The sequence below is a fragment of the Pseudorhodoplanes sp. genome, from assembly GCF_059499825.1.
This window is the reverse complement of record NZ_JCABZI010000002.1, coordinates 637,046-651,524: the sequence shown is the minus strand read 5'-3', so window position 1 is coordinate 651,524 and position 14,479 is coordinate 637,046. Positions and strand designations below refer to the sequence as shown.

General features: G+C 61.6%; 13 protein-coding genes. 10 read left to right on the top strand and 3 right to left on the bottom strand.

The window, feature by feature from the left end; genetic code table 11:
• Positions 1-160: 160 nt before the first annotated feature.
• Positions 161-856 carry a TetR/AcrR family transcriptional regulator gene (locus AC5I5I_RS06515; RefSeq protein ID WP_495971076.1) on the bottom strand — a complete coding sequence of 232 codons (696 nt, stop codon included), beginning with the start codon at positions 854-856 and terminating at the stop codon, positions 161-163.
• Positions 857-1,155: 299 nt separating this feature from the next.
• Here AC5I5I_RS06515 and AC5I5I_RS06510 point away from each other — a divergent pair, with 299 nt between their 5' ends.
• Entirely contained in the window at positions 1,156-3,501 is a 2,346-nt protein-coding gene (locus AC5I5I_RS06510; protein ID WP_495971074.1) for a xanthine dehydrogenase family protein molybdopterin-binding subunit, read from the top strand.
• Positions 3,502-3,514: 13 nt separating this feature from the next.
• Positions 3,515-4,273, top strand: a complete 759-nt coding sequence (locus AC5I5I_RS06505) for an SDR family NAD(P)-dependent oxidoreductase (protein ID WP_495971072.1) — start codon at positions 3,515-3,517, stop codon at positions 4,271-4,273.
• 35 nt (positions 4,274-4,308) lie between these two features.
• Here AC5I5I_RS06505 and AC5I5I_RS06500 read toward each other — a convergent pair whose 3' ends face one another.
• Complete coding sequence (locus AC5I5I_RS06500; protein ID WP_495971070.1) at positions 4,309-5,433, bottom strand: FAD-dependent oxidoreductase; 1,125 nt, start codon at positions 5,431-5,433, stop codon at positions 4,309-4,311.
• Positions 5,434-5,697: 264 nt separating this feature from the next.
• Here AC5I5I_RS06500 and AC5I5I_RS06495 point away from each other — a divergent pair, with 264 nt between their 5' ends.
• The 6 genes from AC5I5I_RS06495 to AC5I5I_RS06470 all read left to right on the top strand — a co-directional run bounded on the left by AC5I5I_RS06495 (position 5,698) and on the right by AC5I5I_RS06470 (position 11,348).
• Positions 5,698-6,696, top strand: a complete 999-nt coding sequence (locus tag AC5I5I_RS06495) for a VOC family protein (protein ID WP_495971068.1) — start codon at positions 5,698-5,700, stop codon at positions 6,694-6,696.
• A gap of 73 nt (positions 6,697-6,769) precedes the next feature.
• Positions 6,770-7,999 (top strand): amino acid ABC transporter substrate-binding protein, encoded by a 1,230-nt coding sequence (locus AC5I5I_RS06490; RefSeq protein WP_495971066.1) that lies wholly within the window; start codon positions 6,770-6,772, stop codon positions 7,997-7,999.
• A 77-nt stretch (positions 8,000-8,076) separates the two neighbouring features.
• Complete coding sequence (locus AC5I5I_RS06485; RefSeq protein ID WP_495971064.1) at positions 8,077-8,946, top strand: branched-chain amino acid ABC transporter permease; 870 nt, start codon at positions 8,077-8,079, stop codon at positions 8,944-8,946.
• On the top strand, positions 8,946-9,923 hold the full coding sequence (locus AC5I5I_RS06480) for a branched-chain amino acid ABC transporter permease (protein WP_495971062.1): 978 nt from the start codon (positions 8,946-8,948) through the stop codon (positions 9,921-9,923). Before AC5I5I_RS06485 ends, AC5I5I_RS06480 begins: the two co-directional genes overlap by 1 nt.
• Positions 9,920-10,654: an ABC transporter ATP-binding protein gene (locus tag AC5I5I_RS06475; RefSeq protein ID WP_495971150.1), complete on the top strand. Its 735-nt coding sequence runs from the start codon at positions 9,920-9,922 to the stop codon at positions 10,652-10,654. Before AC5I5I_RS06480 ends, AC5I5I_RS06475 begins: the two co-directional genes overlap by 4 nt.
• Positions 10,641-11,348 (top strand): ABC transporter ATP-binding protein, encoded by a 708-nt coding sequence (locus AC5I5I_RS06470; protein WP_495971060.1) that lies wholly within the window; start codon positions 10,641-10,643, stop codon positions 11,346-11,348. Before AC5I5I_RS06475 ends, AC5I5I_RS06470 begins: the two co-directional genes overlap by 14 nt.
• A gap of 15 nt (positions 11,349-11,363) precedes the next feature.
• Here the strand turns inward: AC5I5I_RS06470 and AC5I5I_RS06465 are convergent, their stop codons facing one another.
• Positions 11,364-12,380, bottom strand: a complete 1,017-nt coding sequence (locus tag AC5I5I_RS06465; RefSeq protein ID WP_495971058.1) for a fumarylacetoacetate hydrolase family protein — start codon at positions 12,378-12,380, stop codon at positions 11,364-11,366.
• A 241-nt stretch (positions 12,381-12,621) separates the two neighbouring features.
• Here AC5I5I_RS06465 and AC5I5I_RS06460 point away from each other — a divergent pair, with 241 nt between their 5' ends.
• Together AC5I5I_RS06460 and AC5I5I_RS06455 are read left to right on the top strand one after the other, a co-directional pair.
• Positions 12,622-13,602: a LysR family transcriptional regulator gene (locus AC5I5I_RS06460; RefSeq protein WP_495971056.1), complete on the top strand. Its 981-nt coding sequence runs from the start codon at positions 12,622-12,624 to the stop codon at positions 13,600-13,602.
• A gap of 397 nt (positions 13,603-13,999) precedes the next feature.
• Positions 14,000-14,476, top strand: coding sequence for a RidA family protein (locus tag AC5I5I_RS06455; protein ID WP_495971054.1), 477 nt, complete (start codon positions 14,000-14,002; stop codon positions 14,474-14,476).
• Positions 14,477-14,479 lie beyond the last annotated feature (3 nt).

Genomic DNA, 14,479 nt, shown 5'->3' with positions numbered 1-14,479 from the left:
ATCGGATTTGGCGATACGGCCCGTTCGCGGATCTCTGGTTCGGCTTCGTACGGCCGGGCATGCCGACGACATCCGTGATGTGATCGTCGCGGGTGAGATCACTCTGCGCCTGCGCGTAACGTCCATTATGGGAAAATACGATACGATCGTTTGACCCGCATTATAACTTTCTTACTTTAGTGTTAGCTTGGTTCTTTGGGGCGGTTCGTGGTGCAAGACCTTCAACAACGACTTTGAGCGCGCGCGCGAGGCTCGCCATGCCGCCATCAAGGTCCGGCCTGCTTTCGGAGAGGCAGCGCCGCAATTCGACCTGGTAAACGCAGAAGATCACCCATCCTAAGAGTCGATGATCTTCACCGGAAGAAATCTCCCCTCGGCTCTTTCCCTGATGTACGGTCTCGTTCACCAAAGAGATCAGGAGTTCACGCGTCGCCTTGAAACGGTTGGCTTGCGTCCCGGATTCATAAAACATCATCTCGCGCAACGTGAGGCGAGACAGGTCGGGTTGCTCGAGAAAAAACTCATAGTGATCCCGAAAGATCGCCATCAGGTTAGAAAGCATAGGCGCGCGGGGCGAGACATGCGACGCCGCACGTGCGGTTATCTCCGCAAGATCCTCATTTGCGATCAGGAATAAAAGATCGCGCTTGTTGTCGGCGTAGGTGAAGACCGTGCCCATTCCAACGCCGGCGCGAATCGCAATTTCGCGCGTGGTCGTGTCGTCATAGCCCTTCCAAATGAAAAGTTCGCGCGCCGCGTTCTTGATGCGCAGCAGCTTGTCGCGCTTGTTCTTCTCGCGCTGACCGCCGGGCGCATTCTGCGCAATTGGATGTTTCGACCGAGTTTTCGTCAGCATAGATAGGACCCGTAGCGCTCAGAATGAACGCGACCTGTGATGGTGCGAAACGCCGACTTTTTCAATGCGTGGTTACTTGACTTTTGTTTGAACGCGCTCAAAAATGATCACGCTCAATAATTTCCGCAGACCCGCTCGCTGTCAATCAAGTCTCGGCAGGGCAGGAACGAAACGCGGCAAATGGGAGGTACCATGCGAGCTGGCGCAGCGGGATCGATTGCGCTCGTCCCGAGTCCGGGCATCAGAGCAACCGCGGCTCCGATGTCTTGCGGCGGGACCATCCGCATGGATATCCCAGCATGACCAAGTTCGGCATCGGCCAGGCTGTCCGACGGGTCGAGGACGAGCGCTTCCTCACCGGCTGCGGCGAATTCGTCGGCGATCTTTCGCTGCCGAGACAATGCTTCGGCGTTTCAGTCCTTTCGCCGCACGCCCATGCGCGGATCGTCGGCATCGATCTATCGGAGGCCGAGGCCGCGCCCGGAGTCGTGTGCGTGCTCAGCGGCAAGGATGCGGATGCTGACAGGATCGGCGCCCTGCCACCGCATTTCATGCCGGAGGCCTGGGGCGGACCAAAGGGCTACGCCACGCTTCGCCCCGTGCTGCTGTCGGATCGCGTCCGCTGTGTGGGTGATCGCGTCGCCTTCGTTGTCGCAGAGACGGAAGCGCAGGCCCGCGACGCGGCTGAGCTTGTGCGGATCGAATACGATCCGCTGCCACCGGTCGTCGACGTCGAACGGGCTATCGGCGCATCCGCCCCGCAGATTTGGGCGGACTGCGCGAACGGAAATATCGGTACGACCATTGCTTTCGGGGACAAGGGCGCCGTCGATGCGGCCTTCGGCAAGGCGAAGCACATCGCAAAGGTGCGGCTGCACAATAACCGCGTCACCGCAAGCGCGATCGAGCCACGGACGGCGATCGGAGACTACGCCCGTTCCAGCGACAGCTACACGCTCTACACTACGTCCCAGGACCCGCACGGGGTAAAGACCAAGCTCGCGACCGCCGTGTTTAACGTCCCCGAAACCAAAATTCGCGTCGTTTCACCCGACGTCGGCGGTGGCTTCGGCATGAAGGCTAACGTCTATCCCGATGACGTTCTGGTGCTGTGGGCGTCGCGCCGCTGCGGCCGACCGGTCAAATGGACCGCGACACGCGGCGAAAGCCTGGTCACCGACACCCATGCGCGAGACCAGGTCATCTACGGCGAGATCGCACTGGATGAATATGGGAAGATCCTCGCCGTGCGCGCACGTGCCTATCAGGCGCTCGGGGCCTATTGGTGGGCGGCCATCACTGCACCCCTGTTCTTCTCGCTCATGCTGATTCCGAGCGTCTACGACATTCAGACGATCGACCTCAGCACCAGCGCAGTGTTCACGAACACCGCGCCGACATCGGTCTATCGTGGAGCCGGGCGCCCGGAGGCGATCTACTTTATCGAGCGCATGCTGGACGAAGCGGCGCGTGTCAGCGGAATCGACCGGGTCGAATTGCGGCGGCGCAATCTGATCAAGCCGGAGGCAATGCCCTATCACACGCCGACCCACCACAATTACGACAGCGGCGAGTTCGAGAGGCTTATGGATCAGTGCCTCGCGCTCGCGGACTGGGACGGCTACGAAAGCCGTCGCAAGGCCAGCGCAGCGGCCGGCAAACTGCGCGGACGCGCAGTAACGCCCTACATCGAGCTTGGCGGCGTCTTCAACGAACGGATGGAGTTGCGGTTCGACCCGAGCGGCATGGTCTCGATCATCGCCGGCACGCATTCGCATGGTCAGGGCCATGCCACCGCCTTCGCACAGCTTGTCTCGGAATGGCTCGGCGTCCCGCTGGCCACGATCCGTTACATCCAGGGCGACACGGAAAAAGTCGCAATCGGTCGCGGCACATTCGCGGCGCGAAGTTCTATGGTCGGCGGGGTGGCGCTGCGCTTCGCAGCCGATGCGATCATCGCCAAGACGAAGCCGATGGCGGGCATCCTGCTCGAGGCATCGGCCGACGACATCGAATTCAAGGGCGGTTTCTTCGAGGTCGCCGGTACCGACAAGATGATCCCGCTCACGGCCGTCGCCAAAGCCTTTTTCGCGCCGGCCGGCCCCGTGCTGAAATTCGGCCTCGGTCTCGATGCCGAAGGCTCCTATTCCGGTGCCCCGGGCGGCGCACCGAACTATCCGAATGGATGTCAGGTTTGCGAAGTCGAGGTCGATCCGGAAACCGGACAGGTCATAGTCGATCGCTTCGCGGCGGTCGACGATCTCGGCATGATCATCAATCCGATGATCTGCGAGGGACAGATCCAGGGCGGCATTGCGCAGGGCCTCGGGCAGGCGCTGCTTGAATCCGTCTCCTATGATCCAGAGAGCGGCCAACTCCTCAGTGGCAGTTTCATGGATTACGGCATGCCGCGCGCCGCGCATATGCCGGACATCAAGTCCGCGCTGGAACAGATTCCTGCGAAGACCAATCCGCTCGGAATCAAAGGGATCGGGGAATCTGGGACGATCGGAGCGCCGCCAACCATCGTGAACGCGGTCATCGATGCGCTGCGCGATCGGGGCGTCACGCATATCGACATGCCGATGACGCCGTCCCGCGTCTGGCACGCAATTCAAGGCGCAAACGTGGCCGCCGTTAGCTGACGGAAGAGACAATATGGGGCAGCTACAGGACAAGGTCTGCATCGTCACGGGCGCCGCTGGCAGCATCGGCGCCGAAACAGCGCGGCTGATGCTCGCCGAAGGTGGCAAGATCATGCTTGTCGACAAGTCCGAGGATGGTCTGGCAAGGCTCGCAGCCGGGCTTCCTCGGGACCGTATCGCCACCTCGGTGGCCGATGTTGCGAAAACAGAACAGGTGAAGGCCTTCGTCGATGTCACGGTCGCAAAATGGGGCGCAATCGACGTCCTGTTCAGCAATGCCGGCAATGACGGCCCGCTGATTCCGACGGTGGACTATCCGGAAGACATCTTCGACCAGATTATCACGACCCATGTCCGCGGCTGTTTCCTGGTGTGCAAATACACGTTGCCGAAGATGAAGGACGGCGGCAGCGTCGTCATCACGTCGAGCATCACGGGCGTGAAGGGCGTCGCCGGCAACTGCTCCTATGTCGCGGCGAAGCATGCCCTGGTCGGGCTGATGCGTTGCCTCGCCAAGGAAATGGCGCCGCGCGGTATCCGGGTCAACACCGTCAATCCCGGTCCGATCGACAACGAGTTCATGCGCACCGCCGAGCGCAGCATGAGCAAGATGCTCGGCCGCGACGCTGGGGCGATGTTCGACCAGATCATTCCGCTCGGGCGTCACGGGCGCGTCGAAGAGGTCGCGCGCGCCGTGCTTTTTCTCGCCTCCGATCAAAGCAGCTACACCACCGGCAGCACGCTCATGGTCGACGGCGCGCTATGCGCATAGCGCCGCCGATAGACATCCGGAACCGCGCGCAGCGATCAGATCGGCTGCGCCAATGCCGCGTAGCTCCGCGCCGACAGGCCGGCCGGATCGGCATCCGGAGTCGGGTTCATTTCCCATTCTCCGAGTTGCAGGCCGTTCTCATAGATCATCCGGCAGCGCGCATACCGGCGCTTCATGTAGGCATCCAGGCGTTCTTCAAGGGTGCCCGGCTGCTGCAGCATCTCGGCCAGCACCACCGCGTCCTCGATCGCCATACCGCCACCCGACGACAGATGCGGCGTCACGGTATGTGCGGCGTCGCCGATCAGCACGACGCGCCCGCGATACCATGGCGGATCCAAGAACAGCACTTCCAACGGCCGGAACAGGACCGATTTCGGTTCGGTCAGCCGGTTCGCAACCTCGACAACGATCCCTTCGTAACCCACGATCTGCTCCCGCAGAATTTCGTGCAGCCGGTCATCCGGCATGCGCGGGACGGTCGGCAGATTGTGCACCAGCAAGAGATACATCCATTCCTTCGACAGGGGCGCAAAACCGACTTTGTTCTGGGGCCCGTAATAGAGGTAGCCCGCATCGGTGGTGGCGGGTCGCCCGGTGGTGAAGCGCCAGACCGACTGACCAGTATACCGCGGCTTGTATTCGCCAAACACCATCTCGCGAACCTTCGAGTGAAGTCCGTCGGCGCCGATCACAAGGTCGTATCGCTTCTCCGTACCGTCGGTGAACGTGACGTCCACGCCGGAAGCGTCCTGCTTCAGGCCGGCGACCGTCTCCCCGATCTTCGCGCCAGCGCCGAGCTCCTTGGCATGCCTGGTCAGCACCTCGAAAAAGGCCTTGCGCAGCACGCCAATCATGCCGGGATATTGCGGGCCTGCGATACGCGGTTGCGGCGCGGCGCCAACCTTGTTTCCGGCATAGTCGCAAAAATGCCAGACGTCGAAGCCGAAGCCAGCATCGACGACCTCGTCGAGCACGCCGACGCTGCCGAGCGCCCGCAGGCTTGCGCCGCTGAGCAGAATGCCTACACCGGACGCCATCCACTCCTTGTTGATCTCCACGACGTCGACGTCGTACCCGGCGCGCTTCATTTGGATGGCCGCTGTCAGCCCTCCGATGCCTGCTCCGACGATGAGAATTTTCTTGATTGGCTCAGTCACGCGTTCGCCTCCCTGCGGCATGCGCCATACGTCGATGATATCGATTGCGTCACAGCGCAGAAATTGCTTGCAGCGATTGATGCTATCGCCTGTCGTGATTGTTGCTCTGCAGCAAAGCGCGCGGGCCCGCATCTGCGAGCGCCGCAATCAAAAATGGAGGGGAACATCAAGCGCGGCGATAACAGGCATCGCCTCAATGGATTTGTGGCATGCAAATCCCGAACCTACGATTTGGTGGCGTTCAATCGATCGAGGTCGTGCCCGATGTTCAGCCTGATATCCCAGCTCTCCCACGTCGAAATCACCACGCCCAAGGCGGATCAATCGCTCCGGTTCTTCGTCGACGTGATGGGCATGACCGAATCCGGCCGCAAGGGTCAGTCGGTGTATCTCCGGAGCTGGCGCAATTTCTTCAACCACGACCTGGTGCTGACGGAAGGTGCGGCGCCGGGTCTCAAGCATATCGGCTGGCGCTCCGCGGGCCCGAAGGCGCTGGAGTCGGCGATCGCACGGCTCGACAGGGCCGGCTGCGGCCTCGGCTGGCACGAAGGCGAGCCCGGCCGTCCGCGCGGCTATCGCTACCGCAGCCCGGGCGGGCACGTGCATGAGATCTTCTGGGAATGCGAGCGCTGGAAGGCGCCGCAGGAGTTGGCCGCGACCTATCCAAACCGCCCGCAGCGCTACAAGCCACGCGGCATCGCTGTGAACCACATCGATCACGTCACTGTGCCGACCGCCGACATCATGAAGGATGTTGCGTTCTTCCGTGACACCCTCGACTACCGCTTCACGGAATGGACGGTACTCGACGATAAGTCCGATCTTGTGGTGTTCGCGATGATGACCACCAACGAACAGGCGCACGATCTCGGGATCCTCGGCGATCATTCCGGAATTCCCGGACGCATCCATCACCTCGCCTATTATCTCGACCAGCGGCTCGACGTAGAACGGGCCGCCGACATTCTGATGGAGGCCGACATCCCGATCGAATACGGCCCGGGCCGGCACGGAATGGGCTTCCAGACCTATCTCTATTTCCGCGAGCCCGGCGGCATGCGGATCGAACTGAATTCCGGCGGGTGGCGCAATTATCAGCCGGACTGGGAAGCGGTGCGCTGGAGTCCGGCGATGGGATCGAACGATTTCTACAGAAACCACGCTTTTCCGCAGACGATGATGGAGGCGTTTCCGCCGAATGCGGCACCGGCCTCGCCGAGCGCCAATGTCGTCAACCCCTGGGCCGCGGTCAGCGTGCGCTGAAGACCGTACTGACGAACGTGCCCGCAAGAGGCGCGAAGGCAACGAAATCATGACCAACACGGGAGGGATTGCTATGAAACCTGATCTGGATCGCCTGTTGCGGCTCGCGGCGGGATCGGTCGCGGCCGTTGGCTTGTTGTCGCTCGCCTCAGCACCGGCCGTGGCGCAGCAGAAGGCGCCGGATAAAATCAAGATCGGCTATGCCGTCTCGCTGACCGGACCGTTTGCCGGTCCTTCTTCGATGCTTCCGGTCGCGAATTACCGGCTTTGGGCGAAAGACGTGAATGCCAAGGGCGGCCTCAAGGTCGCCGGTTTCGACAAGCGGATACCGGTCGAAGTCATCGAATACGACGACACCAGCAATCCCGAGAACGCGATACGCCTGACAGAGAAGCTGATGGTGGACGACAAGGTCGACTTCGCGCTCCCGCCCTGGGGCACCGCTATGAATCTCGCGGTTGCGCCGGTCTACAAGAAAAACAACTATCCGCAACTTGGCGCAACCGCGGTGATCAACAACGCCGAGGCGATGACAAAACGGTTCGACACGCTGTTCCTGTTCAGCACCAACGCGTCGGACTACGCGACCGGCATCGTCGACATGCTCTCCAAGCTGAAAGCCGAGGGCAAGATCAACAACAAGGTCGTCCTGCTCAGCGTCGCCGACCAGTTCGGCGCCGACCTCAACGCCGCCGGTAGCAAGGCGTTCAAGGACGCAGGCTTCGACGTCGTTCTGAACAAGACTTACCCGATGGCCTCGCGCGACCTCTCGGCCGAGATGAAGCAGGCCATGGACAGCGGCGCCGACAGTTTCGTGGCGTTCAGCTATCCGGGCGACACTTTCATGATCGCGGCCCAGGCACAGACGCTGGGTTACAATCCGAAGGTCTATTACACCGCCGTCGGCACCGCCTTCCCCGGCTTCAAGGCCAAGCTCGGCGACAAGGCGCAGGGAATCCTTGGCGCCGGAGGCTGGAACCGCGGTACGGGCGCGCAGGCTTATTTCGACGGCTTCAAGGCGCTGACCAACAACGAGCCCGACCGCTGGGGCAGCCCGATCACCTATGCCAGCGCCCAAACGCTGGAACAGGCGATCGAGCAGGTCGGCCTCGACCGCAAGAAGGTGATCGAGCATCTGCGGACCGGGACGTTCGACACTGTTGCCGGCAAGCTGAAATTCACCAATCAGGTTCAGCGCGAGCAACCCGTCGTGTCGCAATGGCAGGGCGGCGATTTCGTGATGGTACAGCCCGCCAATCTCCCCGGTGCAAAGCCTGCCGTCCTGCCTAAACCGGCCTGGTGACGGTTCCTCCCGGCACCAACCTCGGCCGCTCCGATCGATCCTCGATCGGGGCGGCTCCTGTTCTGGACCGATACTGAATGATCCTTCTTGACGTCATCCTCGGCGGCCTCGTGCTCGGCGGTATGTATGCGCTGATCGCCATCGGCTTCAATCTTCAATACGGCATCGCTCGCGTCCTGAACCTCGCCTATGGCGAGTTTCTCGTCACCGCATGCTTCGCCGCCTACTGGATGTTCACGCTGTGGCGGATCGATCCGATCCTTGGGCTGATTTTTTCGGTACCGGTCACATTCGCCGCCAATTGGCTGGTCTATCGCATACTGATGGAGCCGCTCGCCCGCCGGGCCGCGAGCCGCGATCACTTCGAAGGCGAAACCATCCTGTCCACCTTCGGCCTGCTGTTCGTGATCAAGGGCAGCATGATCCTCGCCTTTACCGGCGACATCCGCTCGTACGACTATCTGTCCGTTCCTGTCACGATTTTCGGGGTCAATCTCTCGGCCAACCGGGTGCTGGCCTGCATCATTTCCTGCGTGTTCGCGGCGGCGATCTATTTCTGGTTGACGCGCTCGCGTACCGGTAACGCGATGCGGGCGCTGGCGGTAGACCCGGTTGCAGCAAGCATTGTCGGTGTCGATGTCCGCAGGATTTCGGCGCTCGCCTTCGCGACCGGCGGCGCGCTAGTGGCGGTGGCGGGCACGATGGTCAGCACCTTTCTGACCTTCGATCCGACCGTCGGCGTCGAGTTCACGGTGAAGGCTCTGATCGTCGTGATCATGGGCGGCGTCGGCAACATGCTCGGCGCCCTGGCCGCGGCGCTCCTGCTCGGCGTCACCGAGGCGATGACAGCGCGGTTCCTCGATTCCGGACTCAAGCTTGCCGTGGCCTATCTCATGTTCCTCGCCATTCTGCTGGTCCGCCCGCGCGGTCTGTTCGGGTCGAACTGATGACATCCGCGCGCTCCAACATCGCAACTTGGATCGGAGCGTCGGCGCTGATTGCCGCGCTCGCCCTCGCCCCTATCTTCGTGTCGGACTATTGGCTGTCCTACCTGATCAACACGCTTTGCTACGTTGCGCTTGCCACTGCTTGGCGTATCTTCTCCGGGCCGACACGCTACTTTTCGTTGGCTGTAGCCGCCTTTTTCGGCGTCGGCGCGTATGTCGTAGCGGTCTCGTATGAGAGCATGCCGCTTTACGGCTCGTTCGCGCTCGCAGGCGCCGTCGGGGTGGTGCTGGCACTGATCGTCGGTGCCACCACGCTGCGGGTGTCGGGCATCCATTTCGTGATCTTCACCTTCGGCCTGACCGAACTGATCAGAGAATTGGCGATCTGGTGGGAGATCAACCAGACCAAAACGGTCGGCCGCTATGTGCTGATCGATTTCAGCAACGTGATGATCTATCTCCATCTGCTCGGGCTGACCGCGATCGTATTCCTGGTCGGCTACATGATCGAGCGATCGAAGGTCGGGACCGCGTTGCAGGTCATCGGGGAAGACGAGACCGTCGCAGACCAATGCGGCATCAACCGCTCCGGCATCAAGATCTTCGCATTCGTGATATCCGCGGTGCTCATGACGCTGGTCGGGGCGATCATGGCGCCGCGCTGGTCCTATATCGCGCCCAATACCGTCTTCAACGCAATGGTCTCGTTCCAGGTCGTCATCATGGCGCTGCTCGGCGGCATGCATCGTCTATGGGGGCCGGTGCTCGGCGTTATTCCTATGATCATTCTGTCGGAATTTCTATCGACAACGTTCCCGCGCGCTTACGCCATCCTGCTCGGCGCGGTCTTCCTGTTCGTCGTCTATTTTCTGCCGCATGGGATAGCGGGCGTCATCGAACCGCTCTGGCACCGGTTCAAGGCATGGCGAACGGCGCCGGGCGGCACGGCCGTCACCACTGGAGACGCCGGCCAATGACCGCCCTGCTGAATGTGGATGGTCTGACCAAAACCTTTGGCGGTCTCGCAGCCGTCAACGGGATCAGCTTTGCCGTGGAGCCCGGCGAGATTTTTGGTCTGATCGGCCCGAACGGCTCGGGCAAGACGACGACACTGAACCTGATTGCCGGCAGCCTGATGGCCGACGGCGGCAGCATCCGTCTGCAAGGCACGGACGTGACGCGCCTGTCCAACGCCCGCCGGGTCCGCGCGCGGATCAACCGTACCTTTCAGCTGGTGCGCATCCTTCCGAGCATGACGGTCTACGAAAATATCCGCGCCGGCGCGCTGTTCGGTGCGGAGCGGCTCAGCATGCCGGAGGCCAGTCGGAAGACCGATGCGCTTCTCGAATATTTCGGCATCGCAGACAAGGCGGCACTGACCGGTGCGCAACTCACCTATATCGACCAGAAGCGCGCCGAACTGGCACGCGCCTGGGCCACCAGCCCGCGTGTTCTTCTCCTCGACGAATGGCTGGCGGGTCTTAATCCGACCGAGCTGAACGAAGGCATCGAGGTTGTCCGGCGGCTCGCGGCGGACGGCGCCGGGATCGTGCTGGTCGAGCATGTGATGTCGGCGGTGCGCGCGCTCTGCCGGCGGGTGGTGGTGATGAATGCGGGAAGGCAGATCGCGGCCGGCGATACCGAGACGGTGCTCCAGGACCGCGCGGTGAAGGATGCCTATCTGGGACACGGACATGATCGAGGTTGAAAAGATCAGCCTATCCTACGGCAAGCACCAGGCCCTGATCGACGTTTCGATGCGCGTCTCGGAAGGCGAGACCGTTGCCATTCTTGGAGCGAACGGCGCCGGCAAGTCCAGCCTGCTCAAAACCATCACTGGTCTGACGCGCAGAAGCGGTGGCCGTATTCTTCTCGCAGGCACTGACATCTCCGCCGAACCGCCGAACCGCATCGTGGAGCGCGGCATTGCGCTAGTGCCGGAAGGCCGGCGGCTGATCGGCAACATGACGGTAATGGAAAACCTGCTGCTCGGCGCGTACGCCAGCCGCGCCCGCGGCCGTGAGCAATCCACGCTCGACTACGTGTTCGAACTATTCCCTCGTCTCGCCGAGCGGCGCGGACAGGCGGTTCGCACCATGAGCGGCGGCGAACAGCAGATGGTCGCCATCGGACGCGCACTGATGTCCAACCCACTCCTTTTGCTGCTCGACGAGCCGTCGCTCGGCCTGGCGCCGAACCTGGTCGATGACGTATTCGCGATCCTGGCGCGTATTTCGCGTGACTCGCGTCTGAGCATTGTGCTGGTAGAACAGAACGCCAATCAGGCGCTGGCGATGGCCGATCGCGCCTATCTTCTGGCCGGAGGACGAATTGTCGGCGAAGGTGCGGCGGCGACGCTACGGGACGATCCGATTGTCGCAAGAAGCTATCTCGGCATGTGAAGGATTCCCGCCAATTCACCCGTGGTGCAGCGCCACGCACGGATTACGGATCGTTCCGATCTCGGCAATGGTGCCTTCCATGACGTCGCCGTCCCGCAAATAGCGCCCGTAATGCGCACCGTTGCCCGCGGGCGAGCCGGTGCAGACCACGTCGCCCGGCATCAGCTGCACACGACTGGACAGGTATTCCACCTGCCGGGCAATGTCGAAAATCATGTCCGCAGTGCTCTCGTCCTGCATCACGTCGCTGTTCAGCTTCAAAGTGATCTGCAGGCGCATCGGATCGGACACGAAGGCCGCCGGCACGATGAAGGGACCCATCGGCAGGAACGTCGGCAGACATTTCCCGGCAAGCCAGTCGGTCCCGATCGCCTTGATATCTGGCCGGTAGATGCGTTCGCGCGCAGTGACGTCGTTAGCAATCGTGTAGCCGGCGATGTACGACATCGCGTTGGCGCGGCTCACGTAGCGGGCCGGCTTTCCAATCACAAAAGCCAGCTCCAGCTCCCAGTCGGGCTCGGTCACGTCGGGCGGCAGCAGAATCGGGTCGTACGGTCCGGTCACACAGCTTTGCAGTTTGATGAAAGCATAGGGCGAACCACTTTCGATTCGCCTGTCCATCATCTTGGCGGCATAGTCACGCCGTCCCTCGATGTCGAGATTGGCGGTCTCGGGCGACACCTGCGCCGCCATCAGTTCGATCACATGCCGTCGGTAATTGGCGCCGAGGCACAGAATCTGCCGCGGCGCCTCGATCGGCGCATGGACTTTCAGCGCCGCAAGCGGCCGCCGCCTGAATACGGTGCTAGAAGGGTCGAATGCGCCCTCTTTGGCAAGCTGCTCCAGTCGCGCGAAGTTTTCCGGCCAGTGCTCGAACAGCGTCAGGAGCGAGCCGGACCATCGCAGCGCTTTCCCCTGTGCGCCCGCGACTGCCGCGATTTGATCCAGACCGATCGCCTGCTCACCGACAATAACAGCCGAAAACGGCACTCCGCCCGCCTCGGACAGCGTCCCAAGAGAAAAATGCCGCATTGTCGACTCACCCAAATCTCGCGGTCACGCGATCGGCACTTTCATCGCAACTTCGCAGAATCTTTTGAAATTGGCTGTTGCGATATGAGGTATCGCCTCCGGCGATTGTCCCAGGTCCGCAGGCGCCGGGTGTCCGCGGTACCGCGACACGTCCGTGTCCGTCGCGTCCGGTTGTTTATTGACACCGCCGATTAAACTCCCTTGACTCATCGGAAAATGAAATACCGGGAGGATGCGTGACGTGCGGTTTCACAAACTCGACCTGAACCTGCTGGTCGCACTCGACGCGCTGCTGACGCATCGGCACGTCACGCGCGCCGCGGAGCGATTATGCCTCAGCCAGTCGGCGATGAGCGGGGCGCTGGCCCGGCTGCGGACCCATTTCAAGGACGATCTGATCGTCCAAGTGGGCCGAAAGATGGTGCTCACCCCGCTTGGCGAGAGCCTTGCTCAGCCATTGCGCGACCTCCTCGCGCGCACCGAGATCCTGATCAACTCTTCGCCCACGTTCGAAGCCGCGCGCTCGGATCGGACCTTCGTCATCATCATGTCCGATTATGCGGCGCAGGTCTTGATGATGAGGGTGCTTCAAAGCATCGCGCGCGAGGCGCCCAGCGTGAAGGTGGCGATCGATCGCCTGACCGAAGACAACCTCGAGAATTTCAAAAGAGGCGAGCACGAACTCCTGCTGATTGCAGAGCAAGGATCGGTGGCCAATTGCGACCGCGAGCATATCTTCGAGGACGATTATGTCTGCGTCGTCTGGTCCGGCAACAAGCATGTTGGGCGCACCATCACAATGGAACAATATCTCAGTATGCCGCATGTCGTCGCACAATTTCCGTACGGCAGGCTGAATACGCACGATGAGCAACATCTGCAACGCATCGGCCTGAAACGCAACGTTGCCGTCACCACACCTACATTCACCCTTGTGCCATTGTTCGTGATCGGCACCGACCGGATTGCCACCGTGCACTCGCGACTCGCCTTTCAATGTGCGCAATACCTGCCGTTGAAGATCCTGCCGTCGCCGGTCAAGTTTCCAGTGCTGCGCGAGGTTCTGCAATGGCAGCCGCATCTCGCCACCGACCCGGCACTGCATTGGCTCCGCGACCTTCTCAAGCGCACGGCTGAGGACATCGAGCCGCTGGATAAAAAGGCGACGACGCTTCTGAACGCAAGCCGGAATACTTCCGTTCAGATTTCTTCTGTCAGATAGGGACAGATCGACGGCGGTATCGCGAAATGTCCATTATGGACTTCTTTGCGATGTTCGCCAGAAGCCGGCATTGCAGGCGTTGGACCATTTTTGCGTTTGTGTGACGGGCACAATCCAGTCACATTACCCCGCCGCTGGGTGCCCGGAGGTAGCGGGCCATGTTCGGCCAACTTACAAACGTGAGCGCAGGGCGTTCCGCACTCTCTGTTGGAAAGCGCGTCACGCAGTGATGAAGTTTCCGCGGCGCTGGTCTGAGCGCAACGATGTGGCTAAGGTTCTCCAGGCACGGTCAACTCGGTTGCTGGAGACCGAGGCACGGCTTTTTTCCGGCCGCCGGGCATGTTCGGTTGGTGTTCGGGGCGATGCTCCGATTTGTCGGTAGGGATGGTTTCTGCAAATGTCGGTTGAGCGCAGGCTGAGCGAACTGGGTCTTGTTCTTCCGGAGGTGATGAAAGTTCCTGACGGTGTGCGGCTGCCGTTCTCCTGGGTCCGGGTCGTGGGCAAGCGCGTCACCATCTCAGGTCATGGTCCGAGTTTGCCGGATGGTTCGGTCGCCGGTCCGTTCGGCAAGGTTGGACGGGACTTGTCGCAGGAGCAGGCCTATGAGGCCGCGAGGCTGACTGCGCTCGGCATGCTGGCGAGTCTCCGGCGGGAACTCGGTGCTCTCGATCACGTCACCTGGCTGAGGGCATTCGGCATGGTCAACGCCGCTCCGGGATTTCAATCCATGCCGGCGGTGATCAACGGATTCTCCGACCTTATCTTGTCGGTGTTTGGTCCCGAACGCGGGCAGCATTCGCGTTCGGCCATCGGCGTCGCGGAATTGCCGTTCGGGATACCTGTCGAAATCGAGGCCGAGGTCATCCTGGACTGACCG

Excerpts from the sequence above, each read along its gene's own strand:
- AC5I5I_RS06510 (WP_495971074.1), top strand. The coding sequence starts at position 1,156 with ATGACCAAGTTCGGCATCGGCCAGGCTGTCCGACGGGTCGAGGACGAG.
- AC5I5I_RS06515 (WP_495971076.1), bottom strand. The coding sequence starts at position 856 with ATGCTGACGAAAACTCGGTCGAAACATCCAATTGCGCAGAATGCGCCC.
- AC5I5I_RS06470 (WP_495971060.1), top strand. The coding sequence starts at position 10,641 with ATGATCGAGGTTGAAAAGATCAGCCTATCCTACGGCAAGCACCAGGCC.
- AC5I5I_RS06485 (WP_495971064.1), top strand. The coding sequence starts at position 8,077 with ATGATCCTTCTTGACGTCATCCTCGGCGGCCTCGTGCTCGGCGGTATG.
- AC5I5I_RS06490 (WP_495971066.1), top strand. The coding sequence starts at position 6,770 with ATGAAACCTGATCTGGATCGCCTGTTGCGGCTCGCGGCGGGATCGGTC.
- AC5I5I_RS06475 (WP_495971150.1), top strand. The coding sequence starts at position 9,920 with ATGACCGCCCTGCTGAATGTGGATGGTCTGACCAAAACCTTTGGCGGT.
- AC5I5I_RS06505 (WP_495971072.1), top strand. The coding sequence starts at position 3,515 with ATGGGGCAGCTACAGGACAAGGTCTGCATCGTCACGGGCGCCGCTGGC.
- AC5I5I_RS06455 (WP_495971054.1), top strand. The coding sequence starts at position 14,000 with ATGTCGGTTGAGCGCAGGCTGAGCGAACTGGGTCTTGTTCTTCCGGAG.
- AC5I5I_RS06495 (WP_495971068.1), top strand. The coding sequence starts at position 5,698 with ATGTTCAGCCTGATATCCCAGCTCTCCCACGTCGAAATCACCACGCCC.
- AC5I5I_RS06480 (WP_495971062.1), top strand. The coding sequence starts at position 8,946 with ATGACATCCGCGCGCTCCAACATCGCAACTTGGATCGGAGCGTCGGCG.
- AC5I5I_RS06465 (WP_495971058.1), bottom strand. The coding sequence starts at position 12,380 with ATGCGGCATTTTTCTCTTGGGACGCTGTCCGAGGCGGGCGGAGTGCCG.